Origin of the sequence: Gordonia sp. L191 (genome assembly GCF_030077625.1) — a bacterium.
Classification (GTDB): domain Bacteria; phylum Actinomycetota; class Actinomycetes; order Mycobacteriales; family Mycobacteriaceae; genus Gordonia; species Gordonia polyisoprenivorans_A.
Genome location: NZ_CP125996.1, coordinates 807,669 through 826,003 on the forward strand (window position 1 = coordinate 807,669; position 18,335 = coordinate 826,003).

Sequence of the window (18,335 nt, forward strand, 5' to 3'; positions counted from 1 at the left end):
GTGCCGCCGCCGCCGAGGTGAGCCGGTAGAGTTCAGAATCACCATGTCGTCCGCCGAGTCTGCCCACACCACCCCGGATTCGGGTTCCGGGGTGGCCTCGGGCGGTCCGCGTCCGTCGAATCGTCGTAGTGCTGCCAAGGCGGCTCGCCGTGCCGAGCTGCTCACGGCCGCAGCCAGTCAAATGGCCGACCGCGGATTCGCCGGGGTGCGACTCGAGGACATCGGGGGAGCGGTCGGCGTGAGTGGGCCGGCGATGTATCGACACTTCTCGTCGAAAACCGAACTGCTCGACGAGATGCTGCTCGACATCAGTCGTCGTCTCTACACCGGCGGACGAGAGGTCGTGCAGCGCGGCGGCTCGCCGGCCGAGACCCTCGATGCGCTGATCGCCTTCCACATCGACGTCCTGGTCACCAAGCCGGATCTGATCGCGGTCCAGGACCGTGACCTCTCCTCATTGACCCCGGAGGCCAATCACGAGGTACGGCGGTTGCAGCGACGCTACGTCGAAGACTGGGTCGACGTCCTGATGTCGGATGACGAGGGCCGCGAACTCGAACGCCAGGAGGCTCGCGTTCGAGTGCACGCCATGTTCGGGTTGCTCAACTCCTCGCCACGTCTCCCGGATTTTGATCCCGACAGATTGCGGTCGCTGCTGCGCGCCATGGCGCTCGCGGCGCTACGGGTGCCCGTCACGCCCTGATGGCACGTGACGGTGCTGGGGTGTGACGGTTCTGGGGTGTGGACGGTTCTGGGGTGTGACGGTCCGACGAATGAATCTGCGCTGCTGTGGGTACCGATGTCCAGGTCTGGCTCTACGCTGACACGCACATGATGTCGCGAATGAGAGTTTCGCCGACCGAAAGGGACGAGCAGTGAATCCTGGTGACCCGAACAATCCCCAGCAGAATTGGGCGGCCGGGTATCCCGCCCAGCCCACCGCCCCGCAGGGCCAGCACGGCGGCCCGGCACCCACGCAGGGGTTCGGGCAGCCGGGAACGCCATCGGGGCAGTGGTCGACGCCGGGGCAACAGTGGGGTGCCCCGCCCGCCGCACCTCGACGGCAGTTCGACGCCCGCGCTCAACTTCCCTCGATCCTGCTGGTGGCCGCCGCGGTCACCGGGCTGATCACCTACTTCATGGGTTTCGTCAGCTGGGTTGTGGTCGACAACAACGTCAGCGAAAGTCAACTCGACAATTGGAGTCAGAACTTCGAGAACGGAAACTCCGGGGTACCAGGCTTCGCCTCGTACGAGATCGTGCTCAACCCCGGCAAATTCCTGATCATCCTGGGTGCGATCGGTGTCGCTGCTGCGGTGGTATTGGTGCCGCGATTCCGTAAAGCCGTGCCCTTTCTCGCCGTGATCGCCGCAGGCGCATGGCTCGCCTTGTTTGCCGCCGCCGTGACCACCACGTCGGTGCCCGTCATCGGAGTCGGGGCCGGCGCGATTGTCGCGTTGATCTTCGGGTTCCTTCAGGTGGCATTCCTTTTGGCTGCTGCGGTACTCGGTGGTGTGAACAGAAGCTGAGCTTCTGAGCTGCGGTGGTCCGGTTCCAGCTCTGCCGCAGGCGGTCTCGAGGCTCGCCGCACGCGGCTCGCACCTCGACCATCGGGGAAGGCGACTCGCCGTCGAGGGACGCTGAAGCCCTTCCCGTCCGATGGTGTCCCATCCCGATGGTCGAGGTGCCGAGGAGCGTCAGCGACGAGCCTCGAGACCCCTTGTGCTGAAGGGCTTCCGGGGCCACGGATGCTCGAACACCTCGACCATCGGGTGGGGATTTCGCTATGGGGTTCTCAGACAACAGATGCGGTCCCGGCCGGCCGGGTGCGGGGAATCAGGTTGTGGGGCAGGGTAGGTCAGGCTGCGGTGTCGTCGAGTCGCATGGTGCGTCGGTGGTAGGACGGTACGGGTTGTCGTTTCGGATCCACGCTGGCGGGTGGGATGAGCCAGGGGTGTCGGTCGAATCCCATGATGATGTCCCAGCCGTGGTGGTGGACGTCGTCGTGGCAGCTGGTGCAGAGCAGGCAGCCGTTGTCGAGGTCGGTGGGACCACCGTCGGCCCAGTGGTGCACATGGTGTGCTTGGCAGCGGCCGGCGTGGGCACCGCATTTGATGCATCCGCGATCCCTGACGAGTAGTGCTTTGCGTTGGCCGGGGGTGAAGAAGCGTTCCTGGCGTCCGACGTCGAGGGGTGCGCCGTCGGTGTTGAGGATGATTTTGGTGATGGTGGTGTCACACGACAACATTTTCGCGGTCGCTTCGGTGATCGGACCCATGTTCTGCAGGTCCCCACCGAGGGCCGGGTTGTCGGCTGACCACGTCCACAACAACCCGTTGGTGGGTTTCGCCGAGAAGGTGGTGTCCGCAAGTCCTTGTGCCGCGAGTTCCACGATCGTCTCGAACGCGGCGGCACAGATCTGCTCAGGCGTCCGCGGATCGGGCGACCCATCGGGCTGCGGCTTGGGCGCCGACAAGGTTTCCATCAGGGTGCGGGTCTTTCCCCGGCGATGATGTCGAGGTTCGCCGAGATTTCCAGCCGTCCGTCGTCGGTGATGCGGTCGGTGTAGGAGTTGATCGTCTTGTCCTCCGCCGCTGGTAACCCGCCAGGTGTGTCGGCCGCCAACTCGTTACCCAGCTGCCGCGCGTAGAGGTTGATCTCGGCGGGGGTGAATCCGGCGAAGTAGTGCGACAGCAGTTTCCGCAGAAACTCGCAGCGTTGGACGGTGTCGAGTGGTTCGGAGCATCGGGTGTCGATGTGCGCCAACCCGCGGACGATGGCATCGGCGTGCTCCGACGAGATAGACCCGTCCGCCGCGTGCGCCAACAACAGATCCACATCGGTGGCGGCAGCCATCCGCACATACCGACCCGCGACCGAGGGCGCGAAACCCATGCGGATCAACAGTTCTCGTAGCCGGGTGGTTTTGTGGTCGGCGACGCCCAGTCGGTCCAGTTCGCCGGTGAGGGTGGTGGCGTGGTGATCGACCAGGTTCCGCAACAGCAGGACTTGTTTCATGGCACCGAAGGCTTGGGGTCCGGTCATGTCCGGGTTCCATTGCAGGTCGCTGAGTTGGGTGACGATGGCGGCGAAGACTGCCTCGGCGTCAACGGTTTCCGCGTCAAGAATGGTAGTGGAGTCGATCATGGGCCCCTCCCCGGTGGCTGACCGGTGTGATGGGTTCAGTGTGTACCTCGCCAGGGTGTTCGATGCAAGGGGTGTTTTGGTGAATTCTGCTTGTGGACAACGTGTTTCGGTGCTGATTTTCTGTCGGTGGGGTGTGGTAGGGGAGTGTGGGTTTCGTTGGCCTTGCTTCGATGTGGTTGGGGGGCTTGTTGTCTCGCCGGGTCTCGAGGCCCGGCGCTTGGCGCGCCGTGCACCTCGACCATCGGGGGAAGGGCACTCGGTCATCGGGGAAGGCGCCTTGACCGTCGGGGGAGGGGTTGACTGTCGGGAGTGATGAGTTCGCGGCCCCACCTTGCGGACGCGGCTGGTGCAGCGGGGGCGTCTGCAGAATCGGCTCGCGTTCGGCTCTCGGGTGGTGGATGTGGTTGGGAGGCTGGTTATCTCACCGGGTCGCGAGGCTCGCCGCACGCGGCTCGCACCTCGACCATCGGGGGGAAAGTTCTCGACGATCGAGGGAAAAGTTCTCGACGACGGGAGAAGCTCTCCGCCATCGGGGGGAATAGTTCTCGACCGTCGGGGGAGAATTCTCGACTGTCGGGAAGTTGTCGACAGAGGGGGAAAGGTCTCGACCGCCGGAGAAGAGCGTGAACGATCGGGGTCATCGATGGGTGTCCCGGGTGGGAAGGGGGCGGAGGGGAGTCAGCGAAGGGCGGCGGCGAGTTCGTCGACGTGGTCGACGAGCTCGGTGCCGTCGCGTGCGCTGATGAAGGCATCGCAGTACTCGATGTAATCAGTCAGCGCGCAACCGGTTTGATTCCAGTAGCGGCGCGGTTCGGGGGTGATCCAGGCGAGCCGGTGCGCGCGGCGACTTAGCTCGGCGAGGAGGTCGACGCGGGGGTCGAAGCCGTTGCTACGAGCGTCGCCGGCGACGATCACCGACGTGCGGGGGCCGAGGAGGTCGCCGTGACGGCCGATCAGTTCGGTCAGCATCGAACCGTAGTCGCTGGTGGCCGCGAGGTCGAGATCGTCGTCGGCGAGTACTGCCGCGAGTGCGGAATCGTCGTTGCCGAGACACAGGGCGTCGGTGACCCGCACTGGTCTGTCGACGAAAGCGACGACCTCGCAGCGCTCGCCGTGACGATGAAGGGTCTGGGCGAGCCGCAACAGAAACCCCGCCACCGGTCGCACCGACAACGACACGTCCACCAGCAAGAGCAGGCGGACGGGTCCGGCGTGGGTCGTGTGCCGCCAGAGTTGCACCGGCACACCATCGGTGGCCACGGCCGCACGCATGGTGCGGCGCATGTCGAGGCCGCCGTGATCGGTGCGTCGAACAACCTTCCGGGGAGCACCGCGCATACGTTGGACGAGTCGATGACAGGCGCGATCGATGTCGGCTTGATCCGACCACAGGGGACCAGTGGACGAATCGGCGGAATCGACACCGACATCCGATTGCGCCGCCAGATCCAGTCGCGCCGCCAGGGCGTCGACGAACGCCTCCAGTGCCCGTTCCAACTCGGCGCGCGCAGCCGCGTCGAGGTCATCTGTGCCGTCGGTGCCATAGGCGCGTCGAGCGTCGAAATCGGCGAGGGCGTGGAGGATCGCCTGTGCGCCGGCGACTCCCAGCGGGCTGCCGTGTACCCGTGCGGCACTTCCGACGAGTTCGCCGACGCTCGACGAATCGGCCTCATCCACCTCGATGGTGTAGGTGACTCCACCCGACACGGACGCGGAATCCTGGTCGACGCCCAGTGATTCGGTACCCGCCGACACGGTGAAGTCGTTCTCCTCCCGGTGTGCGCTCTCACCGTGGCGTTGTCGGGCGTCGGGGTCGTCGACGAGGAGGCCGCCGATGTCGTCGGTGTGCTCGTCCGCCCCGATCCGGCGGCCGGCGCCGGCGAAGTCCTCATCCCACTCGACGTCGTCGGGCAGGTCGGCGGCGGCGCCACGCGGTCGGGGGAGCGCCTCGTCTGCGCCGTCGATCCGTCCTTCGCCGAAGAAGGCGTCGAAGGCACGATCGAATCCTGTTGATTCGTAACCGTATTTGACGCTGACCGACCGCAGTGCCGCGCGGAGGTGATCGTTGTCACCGCCGACGATGTCGAGTACCCGACGGATCTCGATCACCTCGGCCGGTGACACGGCGACGCCCGATCCGCGCAGGACCCGGCCGAACAGCACCGCCAGCCTATCCAGTGTATCGTCGCGTGGACCGGTCGACACTCGCGAATGCCGTTGCGGGGAAACCATTGTCGTCGGCCGGTCAGGGATGCTGAGAAGACTGGCGCGGCGAAGACCGGCGCGAGGACGCCTGGTGCGTGGAACTGCGGGCACGTCCGGCGCCGAACGCGGTGGCCGTGACCGAGCCTGATGCCGTGGTTCCGTCGGTACCCACCTCTGCGGGATCGGAGTTCTCACCCGACGGGGAATCGAGTTCTCGTCGGGCGAGTTCGAGGTCGCTGCCGAATTTGACCAGTAACGACAGGAGTGTGCGATCGGCGACAGCCCGGTTGTCGTCACCGGTGCTGCCGAGCAGCGAAGCGGCCCGCGCGGCGTCGATGACCTCGGCGATGGACGGGCTCTTGCGCAGGGGTAGGTCACGCAGGCGGCGCGCGAGATCGACGACCTCGGCGATCACCGACTCCTCGACGTCGGGTGCGCGCACACCGACGATGCGGCATTCGCGGGCCGCGTCGGGATAACCGACCTGAAAGTGCAGGCATCGGCGTTTGAGAGCGGGCGAGAGTTCGCGAGTGTCGTTGGAGGTCAAGATCACCCATGGCGCCGAACGTGCGGTGAAGGTACCGAGCTCGGGTACCGTCACCTGTCGTTCGGCGAGCACCTCGAGCATGACCGCCTCCATCGCCTCGTCGGTGCGGTCGACCTCGTCGACGAGTAGCACCGTCGGTGTTGCCGACAGGATCGCGGCGAGCAGCGGGCGGGCGACGAGAAAGTCCTCGGTGTACACGCCGATGTCGTTGCGGGCCAACGCCGCCGAGGCGGCCGACAGATCGGGTTCGGCGGCCAGGTCGGCGCTGATGCGATCGCGCAGCATCTGCACATGCAACAGCTGCCGGGCATAGTCCCACTCGTAGAGTGCCCGTGCCTCATCGAGTCCCTCATAGCACTGCAATCGGATCAGATCCCGACCAGTTGCTGCGGCAAGGGCTTTCGCGAGTTCGGTCTTGCCGACGCCGGCGGGCCCCTCGAGAAGCAGTGGCCGGTCCAGCAGCGTCGCGAGATGGACCACCACTGCGAGATCGGAATCGATGACGTAGCCCTGCTCGTCGAGTCCACGGATGAGATCATCGACGGTGTCGACCGCGAGGTTCTCGACGGAGTCGACCGCGAGGTTCTCGACGGTGTCGAGGGATACCGGTGTGGTGGGCAGGGTCGAGGGTTCGGACATGACTCCTCTTCGTGGGTCAGCTCAGCAGCTCATGCGGGCAAGGTGCGGGTCGGTCCGGGCGAAGGGACAGGTCTCGTCCTCGCCCGGACCGACCCACGGTGCGGGAGTTGCTCAGGCTCCCGGTCTGTGTGGCCGGCGACCGATGGTCAGTAGCTTCCGGTCATGGCGTGGGTGACCATCGGGATCAGCGACTCGACGGTGCACTCGCGCGGATTGCCGGGCGTGCACCAGTCGTCCATCATGTGCTCGGCGATCGCCCGGATCTGCTTGTCGGAGGTGTCCATCGTATCGCCGCGGCCCTCGTACTTGCCGGTGTTCATCCGGTTCTTCTCGTAGCTGCCGACGCTGAGTTGGCCGAAATTGTCCGGAATGCCAAGGTCTTTGGAGAGCCGGATGGCCTCTTCGACGGCGGCGTCGGCGGCCTGCACCGTGGTCATGTTCGTGGTGTCGACGCCGAGCAGCGCGGCGATGTCGGCGTAGCGCTCGTAGCGGCTCGGCAGGTTGTACTCCCAGACGCGCGGCAGTGCGATCGCGTTGTTGAGTCCGTGGTGGCTGTCGTAGAACGCCGAAACGGCATGCGAGAGTGAGTGGATCAGTCCGAGGCCGCCCGAGTTGAACGCCTGGGCCGCTATGTATTGCGCGTGCATCATGCCGGTCCGCGCTTCGAGATTGCGGGGCTCGTAGACGGCGGTGCGCAGGTGATCGCGGATGAGCTCGATGGAGTACTTGGCGTTGCCCAGCGACGGCGCGAAGTCCAGCCGCGAGACGTACGGTTCGGAGGCGTGCGCCAACACGTCGAAACCGCAGAACGCGGTGAAGTGCTCGGGGCAGCTGTAGTAGAGCAGCGGGTCGTCCATGGCCAGATCGACCAGGCAGGTGTCGTCGAAGGCCACCCATTTGTGCGGCTTGTTCATGTCGGAGGTGTCGGTGATGACATAGGCCCACGAGGTTTCCGAGCCGGTGCCCGCGGTGGTGGAAACCGCGATGTGCTTGGGATTCTCCTTGTTGGTGGCCTTCGAGAATCCCTCGAACTCGTTGATGTTGCGACCGTCGTGCGCGATGACCATCCGGGCGCCCTTGGCGGCATCGTGACTCGAGCCGCCGCCGACGGAGATGATGCCGTCGCACTTCTCGCTCTGATAGAGCGCCGCGGCGTCCATGCAGTTGTAGTCCTTGGGGTTGGACTCGACCTTGTCGTAGAGAACGACGTCGACACCTTGGTATTCGATTTTGCCGACGAGTTCTTCGATGATTCCCGATCCGCGCAGACCGGTGGTCATCAGCAGGACACGGGTCATGCCGAGGTTCTTGGCCTCGACCCCGAGCATGTCGTGGGCGCCGACACCGAGTTTCGCGTTGGGGAAGGGGTGGAAATCCTTGATCGGGAAGTCCCAGATCTGGTTCAGCTCGATGGCCATGACGGTCGATCTCCTTGCGTCGCTGTGGGGTAACACTTCGAGGATGTCGTCGGCATCACACTTCACACAAGAACACCTGAACACATAATCAGATGTTCAGTCCAGCAGGTGAGTGAGGAACTGTCCGGTCGGACAGGGCGAGCCCGTCGCGGGTGTGACCGTCGTGTGCGTGCGACTGCCGACGAGGTGAAGACCCGATGACGGGTGTGGGCGTTACACGGCAGCGTCGGGGTCGATGGGATAGGACTGGACACGTACGTTGCCGGGACCGATCGACGCGGAGGTAGTGATGAACACTCGGGGTACCAAGCTGGCGGTCATCGGGGCCGGTGCGGTGGGTACGGCGGTCGCCTACGCGTCGTTGATCCGCGGCGTGGCACGCACCATCGCGTTGATGGACATCAACACGGCCAAGGTCGAGGCCGAGGTTCTCGACATGTCGCACGGACTCGAATTCGTGCCGCGCACCGACATCATCGGCGGCGACACCATGGACGTCGTCGCCGACTCCGACGTCGTGGTGTTCACCGCGGGCGCGAAGCAGAAGCCCGGGCAGTCGCGGCTCGAACTCGCCGAGGCGACCATCGGTCTGACGCGGGCGATCCTGCCCAAGGCCGTGGAGGCCGCGCCGAACGCGGTGTTCATCATGGTGACCAATCCGGTCGACATCGTCACCAATGCGGCGCTGAAGATCAGTGGGCTGCCCAACAATCAGCTGTTCGGGTCGGGCACGGTGCTCGACTCGTCGCGCCTGCGGTTCCTCATCGCCCAGCACGCCGGGGTGGCCGTGCAGAACGTGCACGCCTATATCGCCGGCGAGCACGGCGATTCGGAGATTCCCCTGTGGAGCTCGGCGGCCATCGGTGGCGTCCCGCTTCGAGACTGGAAGCCGCTACCGGGCTACGAGCCGATCGATGAGGAGGTGCGTCGGCGCATCGCGCACGAGGTGGTGCACGCCGCGTACAAGATCATCGATGGCAAGGGCGCCACCAACTACGCGATCGGCCTGGCCACTACCCGCATCGTGGAGGCGGTGCTCAACAACGAACACCGGGTGCTGCCGGTCTCGACGCTGGCGACCGGGTTCGAGGGCCTCGACGACGTGTGCCTGTCGCTGCCGTCGCTGGTGGATCGCACCGGATGTGCCCAACGCCTCGACGTCAGCGTCGACGACACCGAACGTGCGGGCCTGATGGCCTCGGCGGACACCCTGCGGAACATGCAGAAACAGTTCGGTTTGTGACGGTTGCCGATCGGCACCGGATCTGCCGCGCTCAGGCGAGCGCGGTCTGGATGGCGTTCTGGTAGCGCTTCTGCTGGTCGGCGGAGGTGCCGGCCGGGAAGTCGACGACGACGTTGAGGACCTGGAACGACTGCAGGTGGGCGCCGAGATAGATCTCGGCGCGCCCGGTGGTCTGGAACTGCATCAGGGTGAACTGATCGGTGGCCAGGGCCGAGGTACACCCCGCGCTCGGGCAGACCTGTGCGGTCACATTGTGCTGATTGGTGACGGGCAATCCCTGCCGTGCCACCTCGTCGGCGGTGTTGGTGAGCGTGCGTGGATTGACGTTGTTGTCGACGCTGCGCGAGGCGGTGTCGGCGCCCGTCGGGTCGTCGGGGCGCGCGCATGCCGCGGGTAGCAGGGCGCCGCAGCAGATCGCCAGCACGGCCACCGCACGCCGTATCGTCATCGACCCCATGTCGTGCTCCCGTCGTCACATGCCTGTCTCGGCCACGACGTTACTGGTGCGGCGACGATGGACGGTCGGCGCCCGGGCCGGGCGTCCGGATTGTCGGGGGCGGGTGGCCCGGTCAGGTTTCCTGCAGGAGGGCCGGATCGGCGGTGACCTGTGTCACCGGGCCGGTGAACCATTTCTTGACCGACAGGTGCCAGTACACGTACAGCGCGACGAGGGCGCCGCCGACCAGCAGCGGCGTGTAGTTGACGTACTTCCATGCGAATCCCGGGTCCCACGGCATGCCGCCCAACGACGTCGGGAACATGGCGATGATCGAGGTCAACGCGATCTCGGCGAGTGCCAGCGGGGCGATCCACTTGTACTTCGAACCCAGTGTCCACGACCCGGATTCGAAGGAATCGCCTGCGCGCCAACGGAAGTAGATGGGCACCGCGAAACACAGATACAGCCCGACGACGCCGATCGAGACCACCGCGAAGAACGCGACCGGGACCGGTGCGCCGTTGATGTCGACGGCGACGAGGGCCGGAAGAGTGATGATCGCGGCCACCGCAGCCGTGACGATGACGGCGTAGGCGGGAATCCCCTTGGTGTTCACCTGCTTCCAGATCTGGTGGCCGGGAACGGCGCCGTCGCGGCTGAAGGCGAACATCATCCGCGACGCACTCGTCTGGCAGGCGGCCGTACAGAACAACTGCCCCGCGGTGGAGATCAACAACACCACACCCGCCCACCGGGAGGTGAGTGCCTGGGTGAAGATCGTCGCCACCGCGCCGCCGCTCTTGGACACCCCATCGGCATCCTGCACCGCGAAGAGAAAGCTGAGCAACAGAATCCAGCCGCCGATCGCCGAATAGGCGATCGAGCGCCAGATTCCTTTGGCCGCAGCACCGGCGGCGCCCTTGGTCTCCTCGGAGATGTGGGCCGACGCGTCGTAGCCGGTGATCGTGTACTGCGTCAGGATCGCCGAGATCGGCAGGACGTACAGGATGAATCCGGCGTGTGAGGTGGCACCGCCGAAGATCCCGGAATTGTTGACGGTGCGGGCGAACACGTCGGAGAACGACGCGTGCTGATCCGGCACCAGGAAGAGGATGAGAATCACTGCCGCGGCGCCGAAGACGTGCCACCACACCGACAGGTTGTTGATCATCGACAGCAGATGCCCGGAGAAGATGTTGATCAGTGCCGCGGCGATGAGAATGATGACGAAGATGATGAACACCCGGGTGAGACTGTAACCGGCCAACCATGATTCGCTGAATGTGCCGATGGTGAGATCGACGAAGGTCGCCGCGCCGTAGGCCACCGAGGCGAGGATGGCGACCAGCCCGATGAGGTTGAGCCAACCGGTGTAGAAGCCGGCCTTGGCGCCGCCGAGTTTGGATGCCCACCAATAGATTCCGCCGGACGTCGGATACGCCGAGACGAGTTCGGCCATGCAGAAGCCGATGAGCAGGATGAACACCGACACGATGGGCCAGCCCCACGCGATGGCCGCGGGGCCACCGTTGTTCCAGCCCAACCCGAACGAGGTGAAACATCCGGACAGGATCGAGATGATGGAGAACGAGATCGCGAAATTGGAGAAGCCCGACCACGAACGGTGCAGTTCCTGGGTGTAGCCGAGCCGGGCGAGGTGGGCCTCGTCCTCGTTGAGAATTTCGTGCCCTTCGGGCATGGCGCGCCTCCATCGTCTCGGCCGAGAGGTGAAGCGCCGTTGCTGCACTGGTGATCAGTGCAGACGATAAGCCCGGGAGTGGGGTACCGCTGCCCGATATCCGATAGATCCGATTTGCCGTTTATGGGCGAGGCTCACCTGTCGGGCTCGGCGAGGAGTCGGCATGCGGCTGGTCGACGATCGCGCGGAGTGCGGCGACATGGCCGTCGAACGCCTCGCGTCCGGTCGGGGTGAGCCGGGCGCGCACGGTACGGCGTCGCCCCGTCGACGGGCGCTCGGTGCTGACGTAACCGGCTGACTCGAGAGTGGTGAGTTGTTTGGACAGTGCCGAATCCGACAGTGCCAGTCGCTCTTTCAGGTAAGAGAACTCGGCCCAGTCGGTGGCCGCGAGGGTCGCGACGAGGGATAGGCGGGTACTGGGGTGGATGATCTCGTCGAAGCGTGGCACGGTCACGGCAATACCCGGCGACGGATCGTGGTGAAGATGGTGTTGCCGCCGAAGCCGAATGCGGCACCGACGATCAGCGCGGCCCAGGTGGCGGCATGGGTGGCGCCGTCGGCGTCGAGACCGAAGCCGAGGCCGATGGTACAAGCCACCGCGACGAGCAGGATGGCGATGACGATCAGGGGAATGCGGCGGTCGGTGACGGAGCGGCGCAGTTGCACGGTGCGTCGCGCGCGTCGACCGTCGAGCAGGCGGGAGGCGACGATGGAATGCCCCACGCCGAAGGCCACGGTGGCGACGGTGACCACCCACGCCGGGGCGACGTCGGTCAGGACGCCGAGGGCGATCCAGCCGGCACCCATGATCGACCAATAGGTCTGCGGCAGGCCGACCTCGTCGGCGACTCGCCGACGAGCGGAATCGACGTCGGTGAGTGCGGCTCGTGCCTGCTCGGGAGTGATGTCGGACATGGCGGCCTGCTTTCGCTCATGGGTTTCCTGCCTGGAAAGTAGTTTTCGCTTTCCTACTGGGAAAGTCAAGGGGTGACCGACTCGACCGAAAAAAACTCGGCGCCGAGTGGAACCGATCGGCCGTCGAAATAGTCTGATTCATATGCGCGACGACAAACTGCTCACCCGAATCGCCGGGCTCCTGCGGCAGGCGGAGAACACCGACAACCCACACGAGGCCGAGACGTTCATGGCTGCGGCACAGCGGCTGGCCACCGCCTCGGCGATCGACCTGGCGCTGGCGCGGGCCCACGATCCGGCCTCCCGAACCACGACCCCGATCTCGCGGCAGATCGCCATCGGCGAGACCGGCAAACGTGGACTGAAGACCTACGTGCAGTTGTTCGTGGCGATCGCGCGGGCCAACGATGTGACCGTCGACGTCGCCGGCAACTCGACGTTCGTCCTCGCGTACGGTTTCGAATCCGACATCGACACGTGTGAGGCCCTGTACACGTCCCTGGTGGTGCAGATGGTGACGGCCAGTGATGCCTACCTCCGCTCGGGCGACTACCGCAACGAGACGTCGGCCCGGGTGGTGCGGCGCGGTCAGGGCTGGCACACGCGGAAGGTGGTGGAGCGAAAGCCTCTGGCCCCCATCACCGCGCGGCTCAATTTCCAGTCGGCGTTCGCCGAGCGGATCGGCGTCAGGTTGGCGCAGGCGCGTGACGAACAGCGACAGGAGGCGATCGCCGCCGACGCGGAGTCGACGCCCGCGGGTGACGGCCGACCGTCGACGTCGACGGCCATCGTGTTGCGTAACAAGGAGATCGAGGTCACCGACTTCTACAAGAGTGCATCCCAGGCGCGCGGCACGTGGCGTCCCACGAGTGCCTCGGCCGGATACTCCGAGGGCGCTCGGCGCGCCGGCGACCGAGCGGGACGACGCGCCAAGATCGGCGCCGACCCCGAATTCGGGGCACCCCGAGGAGCTCTCGAACGATGACTCGTCACGGATGTCGATCGTCGGCCGCCGCCGGCTGATCGGGCAGGGCGAAGGGGCTCGGTGGCACGGGCGCGGGGACGGGGACCCCGGTGAACGCTCCGACGCGTCTGCCCCACACGCCGTCGTCGGTCGCGACGGCATGCACGACGGTGGCGCTCACGACGAGGATCGCGGCGTAGAAATACAACCAACTGATCGCGAGAAACACCATGCCCAGGGTGCCGAAACGATTGAGCGTCGCAGGGACGGTCTCGGGCAACACGATTCGGCTGCCGACGAGGTACACCGTGATCAGCGCGCCGGTGAGGGCGCCGTTGACCGCGAGCAGACGCATCGGCACCTGATGCGAGACCATCAGGCGTGGCACCACCGTCCACAGCGCCCACCACGTCACGAAGGAGGCGAGGACCACGATCGCCAGACCGAGCGGCCTGACACCGTGGTAGTGGACTCCGAAGATGCTGATGTCGCCGAGCGGGGTGATCAGACCCTGCACCATCACCGCGACCGGGATGAGGAAGATGACCACCACCCACCGCCACCAGCCGCGCCACGAGAGTCTGTTCACCCGGAACGTCTGCATGTACATGCGCCCCAGGGCACGGGCCAGCGACGTCGCACCGGCGATCGTCATCAGTGCGCCGACGACACCGAATGCGGTGGTCGTCGACGTCGACAGGGACACGTCGAGTCGAGTGGGGTTGACGCCCAGGTTGTTCAGGGCTTCGTCGAGATAGGTGCGGCCGACCGGCAGGGTGGTGAGCAGGATGACGATCGGCAGCACCGACGTGAACGCCTGTGCCGACAGCGTCATCGACCGATCCGACAGGCTTGCCGTCGCCAGCTCGCGCACGATCCGCAGGATCACCGACGCGCCGGGCAGTGTGAGGGCCCGATCGGTGAGGTCGCGGGCACGCCCACGCCATCGCTCGACGTGGCCGGACACCCCTGGCTTCATCGGCCGTCTCCCTCATGTCGTGGCTGTGGAGATCGTAACCGTCGGCGTGCGGGGGTCCGATTAGCATCGAGTCGATGACTGCGCGTGATTCGGGTCGGTCCCGACTGTATGAGGCCGAGCGGCTGGTGCACCGGATGTTCGATCGGGCGGGCTCGGCGCGAACGGTGCAGATCGCCGGCACCGAGCTGACGTTGCCCGCCGAGGCGCTGTTCTCCTCGGTGGAGTCGGTGCGCTCCTACGTCGAGCGGGTGCTGACGATGGACTCGGTGCGACAACGCTTTCCGCGCGCATCCGAGCCGGTGACGGTCCGGGCCAGGGGAGGGTACCGGGCGGCGGAATACCGGCGCGACATCGGTGAGATCGCCATCCCGGACTCCCGGGAAGGGCGCTGGGCGCTCCGGGAATTGGTCATCCTGCACGAGGTGGCACATCACCTCGACGACGGGACCGGACCGGCGCACGGCCGGGCTTTCGTGGTCACCCTCACCGACCTCGTCGGTGCCGTCCTAGGGCCGGAGGCGGCCTTCGTCTATCGCGTGGTGCTGACCGACTCGGGCGTCGGCGCAGAACGCCGGAACGACAGCCCGCGGCACATGCCTTAGCGTGAGGTCATGACGGTTTCCTCTCCCGGTCGGATCGAGCTGCCCGGTTCCTTCAACGTGCGCGACGTCGGGGGCCTGCCGACCGCCGACGGCCGCACGGTCAATGGCGGCCTGTTGTTCCGTTCGGCGCATCTCGGCCGGCTCGACGACGCCGGCCGAGATGCGTTGGACCGCCTCGGCGTCGACATGGTCATCGACCTGCGGTCGGCCCGAGAGTGTGAGGCAGAGGGCGCCGATGCGCTGCCCGATCACATCGAGGGGCTGGTTCTGCCGTTCCATCAGAATCCGGTCATCCCGAGGTCGTCGCGGACCTTTTCGGCCGATGCTGCGCGCGAGCACCTGATCGAGGTCTACGGCACATACCCGGCGCTCGAGGGGGCCGGGCGGGCGATCCGAACGATCATCGAATCGGTCGCGCTCGGACGAACTGTCCTGGTGCACTGTTCGGCGGGCAAGGACCGCACCGGGTGGGCGGTGGCTGCCGCATTGCGTGCAGCGGGTGTCGTCGAGGACGCCATCGAATCCGACTACCTGCGCAGCAACGACACGGTCGAGGATCTGCGGGCGATGCTCGCGCGCCGGTATCCCGACGCGGACATCCCCACCGACTATCTGGGTGTGCGCACCGAGTATCTGCGTGCGGCCGACGAGGCGATGATCGCCGCACATGGTGATCCGGCGGGCTACCTGGCTGCCTGTGGCGTCGACGCAGACACGCTCGGGCGGTATAGGGGGCGCGTGGTCATGTGACCTGAACCACGCGATATCCACCAGCTGTTGTGGCCTGCTGTTCACCGCACGTTACTACCTCTCGCTACGGTTGATCCGAATCGACTCCGGACACGTGAGGGGTGGCATCGTGGAGTTCAGACACCTGGCCTCGTTCATCGCCATCGCCGAAGAACTCCACTTCGGCAAAGCGGCAGCGCGCCTTCATCTCACGCAACCCTCACTGAGCGCTCAGCTCCAGAAACTGGAGAAGTCTCTGGGGGTGCAGCTCGTCGTTCGAAACTCACACGAGGTCCGACTGACCTCCGCGGGCGAGGACTTCGAGGCGCACGCGCGACTCATCATGCGGCAGATGGAGCAGGCGGCCAGCTCGGCGCAGTCGACCGCGGCCGGACTGTGCGGCTCGTTGAACGTCGGCTACAACATGCCCGCGGGTCGCTACATCCTCCCGTACGCGATGGCACGGATGAGCAGGGAGCACCCCGACATCTCGATCTCGCTGTGGGAAAAGCGAACCGGGCCCCAACTCGCCGGTCTCGTGGACCGGTCGCTCGATCTGGCGCTGGCCTATGGGCGTCCGCACGGGGCGCACTTCCGGCACCGCCGACTTCTTGCGAACATCCCGATCGTGGCCATCGTAGGCCGCAGCCACCGCTGGGCCGGCCGCAAGGTGGTCCGCTTCTCCGATCTGGCCGGCGAACAGTGTTTGATGTTCGGCCGTGACCAGACCCCGGCGATGTACGACGCGATCTTCAATGCGGCCGCGGATTGCGGCATCGAGGTCAGCGTCGCCCAGTCGGCCGACGATCCGGGTGCCACCGCCCACATGGTCACTGCCAAACCCCTCGTGGGGTTCGCGTCGTTGCCTCGTGCTGTTGCGGTCGGGCTCGGTGCCACCGGACCGGACCCCGTTGCGGTGAAACTGGTCGATCCGGTTCCGGTGCTCGACCTGTATGCGGTGTGGCGTGCGGAGGAGACGAACGCTGCAGTGGCACATTTTCTGGATTGCATCGAGGTGAACGGTCCCGAAGAGCACCGCATGGTGGGCTGAATTCGTCCACGACGATAGGCGATTTCGTTCGCGCGGTAGCTATTTGGCCGTTGCCCCACCGTCGGGATACGACGAAAATCGGTGGTATGAAACCTATTTCGTTCACCGGCCCGGGACTCGAATTACCCGACCCGTGCTCGTTGTATCCGATGGTCGCCAAGGTGTCCAGCCGTGGTCCGGATCAGCTGTCACTCGGTGACGGCCGGCGTCGTCACAGTCGCGCAGAAGTGATTGCCGACGTGGAGCGCGTCGCGAGCGCGCTGTTGCATTGCGGTGTCGGAGCGGGTGATCGGGTTGCGGTGCTGGGACGCACGGGACTCGACTGGGCGATCATCGATCTGGCGGTGCTCGCTGTCGGAGGCGTGATCGTCCCGATCTACCCCACTTCGTCGGCGGCGCAGATCGCGCACATCGTTGCCGACTCGGGGGCGACCGCGTTCTTCGGCGAGACCGACGACGATCTCGAACGGCTCAGGTTTGCCGGCGCCGGGCAACCGTGGCTGTTCGCCGAGGTCTCCGCCTGGAAGCCCACGCGGCATCCCGAACTGCTCGAACGGATCGGTGCGGTGCGCGCCGACGACCTCGCGATGATCGTCTACACCTCCGGGACCACGGGCGCGCCCAAGGGCGCAATGATCACACACCGAAACATGTATGCCTCCGCGGCAAACACCGTCAAGCAGACCGAGGGCATCTTCGACGGCGTGACCGCACTCGGACTCCCGCTGTCCCACGTATTCGGCCAGACGATCCTGTTCGCGTGTCTACTCGCGGGCACCTCGACTCATCTGTTTCCCGGAATTCCGCAACTGATCGCCGGGCTCGACTCGATTCGGCCCGATTTTCTCGCTCTCGTACCGTATGCGCTGGAGAAGATGCGCAAGGCCGACAACGGTACCCCGTCGACCGACCGATGGGGTTCTCGTTTGCGCTTCGTGATCTCCGGAGGTGCCTCGCTCGACGAGTCCACGGCGCGATTCTTCGCGCAGCACGGAGTCACGATACTCAACTGTTACGGCATGACCGAGGCGGCCACCGCTGTCACGGTCAGCGCACCGTCGACCAACAGGATCGGTACGGTGGGTCGCCCGATCCCCGGCACCGAGGTGGCGATCGCCGACGACGGCGAGGTGCTGGTTCGTGGCGCGAATGTGAGTCCCGGGTATTGGGGGTCGGCATCGGTGCAGCACATGGTGGATTCCAAGAAGTGGTTGCACACAGGTGATCTGGGTCGAATCGATGATGGCTATCTGCAGATCACGGGTCGGCGCAAGGAAATCCTGGTGACCTCCGGTGGCAAGAATGTTGCACCGACGGTCCTCGAGGACCGGGTCCGGCTGCATCGGCTCGTCAGCAATTGCATCGTGATCGGCGACGGCAAACCGTTCGTGACCGCTTTGATCACGCTCGACACCGCTGCGCACGAACGCTGGTGCGCGGCCACCGGCAGCGGTCCGGGCCTCGACGACGACGATCTGCGCGTCGAGCTGCAGCAGGGTGTCGACGACGCCAACTCGTTGGTGTCGCGGGCCGAGGCGATCCGTGGCTTTCTGGTCGTACCCGGTGATTTCACCGTGGAATCCGGTCTGCTGACGTCCTCGCTCAAGCTTCGGCGGGCGGCGATCGAGGCCGCGTACTCCGACGCCGTCGACGCCTTGTACGGGACGGCCACCGGACGGACGGCCTGACCGTCCGTGGTCGGGGCCACCGGGTGTCCTCTTTTGAAGAAGGATGTGTGTACACACCCACTCCGGGTTC

The 18,335-nt window shown here is 65.7% G+C and carries 16 protein-coding genes and 1 pseudogene; 8 read left to right on the top strand and 9 right to left on the bottom strand.

Annotated elements, in window-relative coordinates; genetic code table 11:
• The first annotated feature begins 43 nt into the window (after positions 1 to 43).
• The gene (locus QNM97_RS03770) at positions 44 to 703 is read left to right on the top strand and encodes a TetR/AcrR family transcriptional regulator (RefSeq protein WP_244332319.1); all 660 of its coding nucleotides are present in this window, start codon (positions 44 to 46) and stop codon (positions 701 to 703) included.
• Positions 704 to 875: 172 nt separating this feature from the next.
• Positions 876 to 1,529, top strand: a complete 654-nt coding sequence (locus QNM97_RS03775; RefSeq protein ID WP_283821651.1) for a DUF5336 domain-containing protein — start codon at positions 876 to 878, stop codon at positions 1,527 to 1,529.
• 329 nt (positions 1,530 to 1,858) lie between these two features.
• Here QNM97_RS03775 and QNM97_RS03780 read toward each other — a convergent pair.
• The 4 genes and pseudogenes from QNM97_RS03780 to mdo all read right to left on the bottom strand — a co-directional run bounded on the left by QNM97_RS03780 (position 1,859) and on the right by mdo (position 7,956).
• Positions 1,859 to 3,147 (bottom strand): annotated as a pseudogene (locus tag QNM97_RS03780) (HNH endonuclease).
• Between the two features lie 678 nt (positions 3,148 to 3,825).
• A complete protein-coding gene (madC, locus tag QNM97_RS03785) occupies positions 3,826 to 5,379 on the bottom strand; it encodes a MadC family VWA domain-containing protein (RefSeq protein WP_283821652.1) in 1,554 nt (517 codons plus the stop codon).
• A gap of 13 nt (positions 5,380 to 5,392) precedes the next feature.
• The gene (locus QNM97_RS03790; protein WP_283821653.1) at positions 5,393 to 6,538 is read right to left on the bottom strand and encodes a MadB family AAA-type ATPase; all 1,146 of its coding nucleotides are present in this window, start codon (positions 6,536 to 6,538) and stop codon (positions 5,393 to 5,395) included.
• A gap of 146 nt (positions 6,539 to 6,684) precedes the next feature.
• The gene (gene mdo / locus QNM97_RS03795) at positions 6,685 to 7,956 is read right to left on the bottom strand and encodes an NDMA-dependent methanol dehydrogenase (protein WP_208792325.1); all 1,272 of its coding nucleotides are present in this window, start codon (positions 7,954 to 7,956) and stop codon (positions 6,685 to 6,687) included.
• 289 nt (positions 7,957 to 8,245) lie between these two features.
• On the opposite strand from mdo, the gene QNM97_RS03800 reads away from it, so the two are divergent.
• A complete protein-coding gene (locus QNM97_RS03800) occupies positions 8,246 to 9,199 on the top strand; it encodes an L-lactate dehydrogenase (RefSeq protein ID WP_283821654.1) in 954 nt (317 codons plus the stop codon).
• Between the two features lie 31 nt (positions 9,200 to 9,230).
• On the opposite strand, the gene QNM97_RS03805 is transcribed toward QNM97_RS03800, so the two are convergent.
• From QNM97_RS03805 to QNM97_RS03820, 4 genes are all read right to left on the bottom strand, one after another.
• The gene (locus QNM97_RS03805) at positions 9,231 to 9,647 is read right to left on the bottom strand and encodes a hypothetical protein (protein ID WP_244332317.1); all 417 of its coding nucleotides are present in this window, start codon (positions 9,645 to 9,647) and stop codon (positions 9,231 to 9,233) included.
• Positions 9,648 to 9,768: 121 nt separating this feature from the next.
• Positions 9,769 to 11,337, bottom strand: coding sequence for an amino acid permease (locus QNM97_RS03810; protein ID WP_283821655.1), 1,569 nt, complete (start codon positions 11,335 to 11,337; stop codon positions 9,769 to 9,771).
• A 121-nt stretch (positions 11,338 to 11,458) separates the two neighbouring features.
• Positions 11,459 to 11,791 (bottom strand): winged helix-turn-helix domain-containing protein, encoded by a 333-nt coding sequence (locus QNM97_RS03815; protein WP_283821656.1) that lies wholly within the window; start codon positions 11,789 to 11,791, stop codon positions 11,459 to 11,461.
• A complete protein-coding gene (locus tag QNM97_RS03820; protein ID WP_283821657.1) occupies positions 11,788 to 12,252 on the bottom strand; it encodes a hypothetical protein in 465 nt (154 codons plus the stop codon). Before QNM97_RS03820 ends, QNM97_RS03815 begins: the two co-directional genes overlap by 4 nt.
• Before the next feature lie 142 nt (positions 12,253 to 12,394).
• Between QNM97_RS03820 and QNM97_RS03825 the strand changes: the two genes are divergently transcribed.
• On the top strand, positions 12,395 to 13,237 hold the full coding sequence (locus tag QNM97_RS03825; protein ID WP_283821658.1) for a DUF2786 domain-containing protein: 843 nt from the start codon (positions 12,395 to 12,397) through the stop codon (positions 13,235 to 13,237).
• Between the two features lie 4 nt (positions 13,238 to 13,241).
• Here QNM97_RS03825 and QNM97_RS03830 read toward each other — a convergent pair whose 3' ends face one another.
• Complete coding sequence (locus tag QNM97_RS03830; RefSeq protein ID WP_283821659.1) at positions 13,242 to 14,195, bottom strand: hypothetical protein; 954 nt, start codon at positions 14,193 to 14,195, stop codon at positions 13,242 to 13,244.
• A 74-nt stretch (positions 14,196 to 14,269) separates the two neighbouring features.
• On the opposite strand from QNM97_RS03830, the gene QNM97_RS03835 reads away from it, so the two are divergent.
• The 4 genes from QNM97_RS03835 to QNM97_RS03850 all read left to right on the top strand — a co-directional run bounded on the left by QNM97_RS03835 (position 14,270) and on the right by QNM97_RS03850 (position 18,265).
• The gene (locus tag QNM97_RS03835; protein ID WP_283821660.1) at positions 14,270 to 14,797 is read left to right on the top strand and encodes a TIGR04338 family metallohydrolase; all 528 of its coding nucleotides are present in this window, start codon (positions 14,270 to 14,272) and stop codon (positions 14,795 to 14,797) included.
• Between the two features lie 9 nt (positions 14,798 to 14,806).
• Positions 14,807 to 15,547: a tyrosine-protein phosphatase gene (locus QNM97_RS03840; RefSeq protein ID WP_283821661.1), complete on the top strand. Its 741-nt coding sequence runs from the start codon at positions 14,807 to 14,809 to the stop codon at positions 15,545 to 15,547.
• 109 nt (positions 15,548 to 15,656) lie between these two features.
• On the top strand, positions 15,657 to 16,577 hold the full coding sequence (locus QNM97_RS03845) for a LysR family transcriptional regulator (RefSeq protein ID WP_079928961.1): 921 nt from the start codon (positions 15,657 to 15,659) through the stop codon (positions 16,575 to 16,577).
• 86 nt (positions 16,578 to 16,663) lie between these two features.
• On the top strand, positions 16,664 to 18,265 hold the full coding sequence (locus tag QNM97_RS03850; protein ID WP_283821662.1) for an AMP-dependent synthetase/ligase: 1,602 nt from the start codon (positions 16,664 to 16,666) through the stop codon (positions 18,263 to 18,265).
• The last annotated feature ends 70 nt before the right edge of the window (positions 18,266 to 18,335 follow it).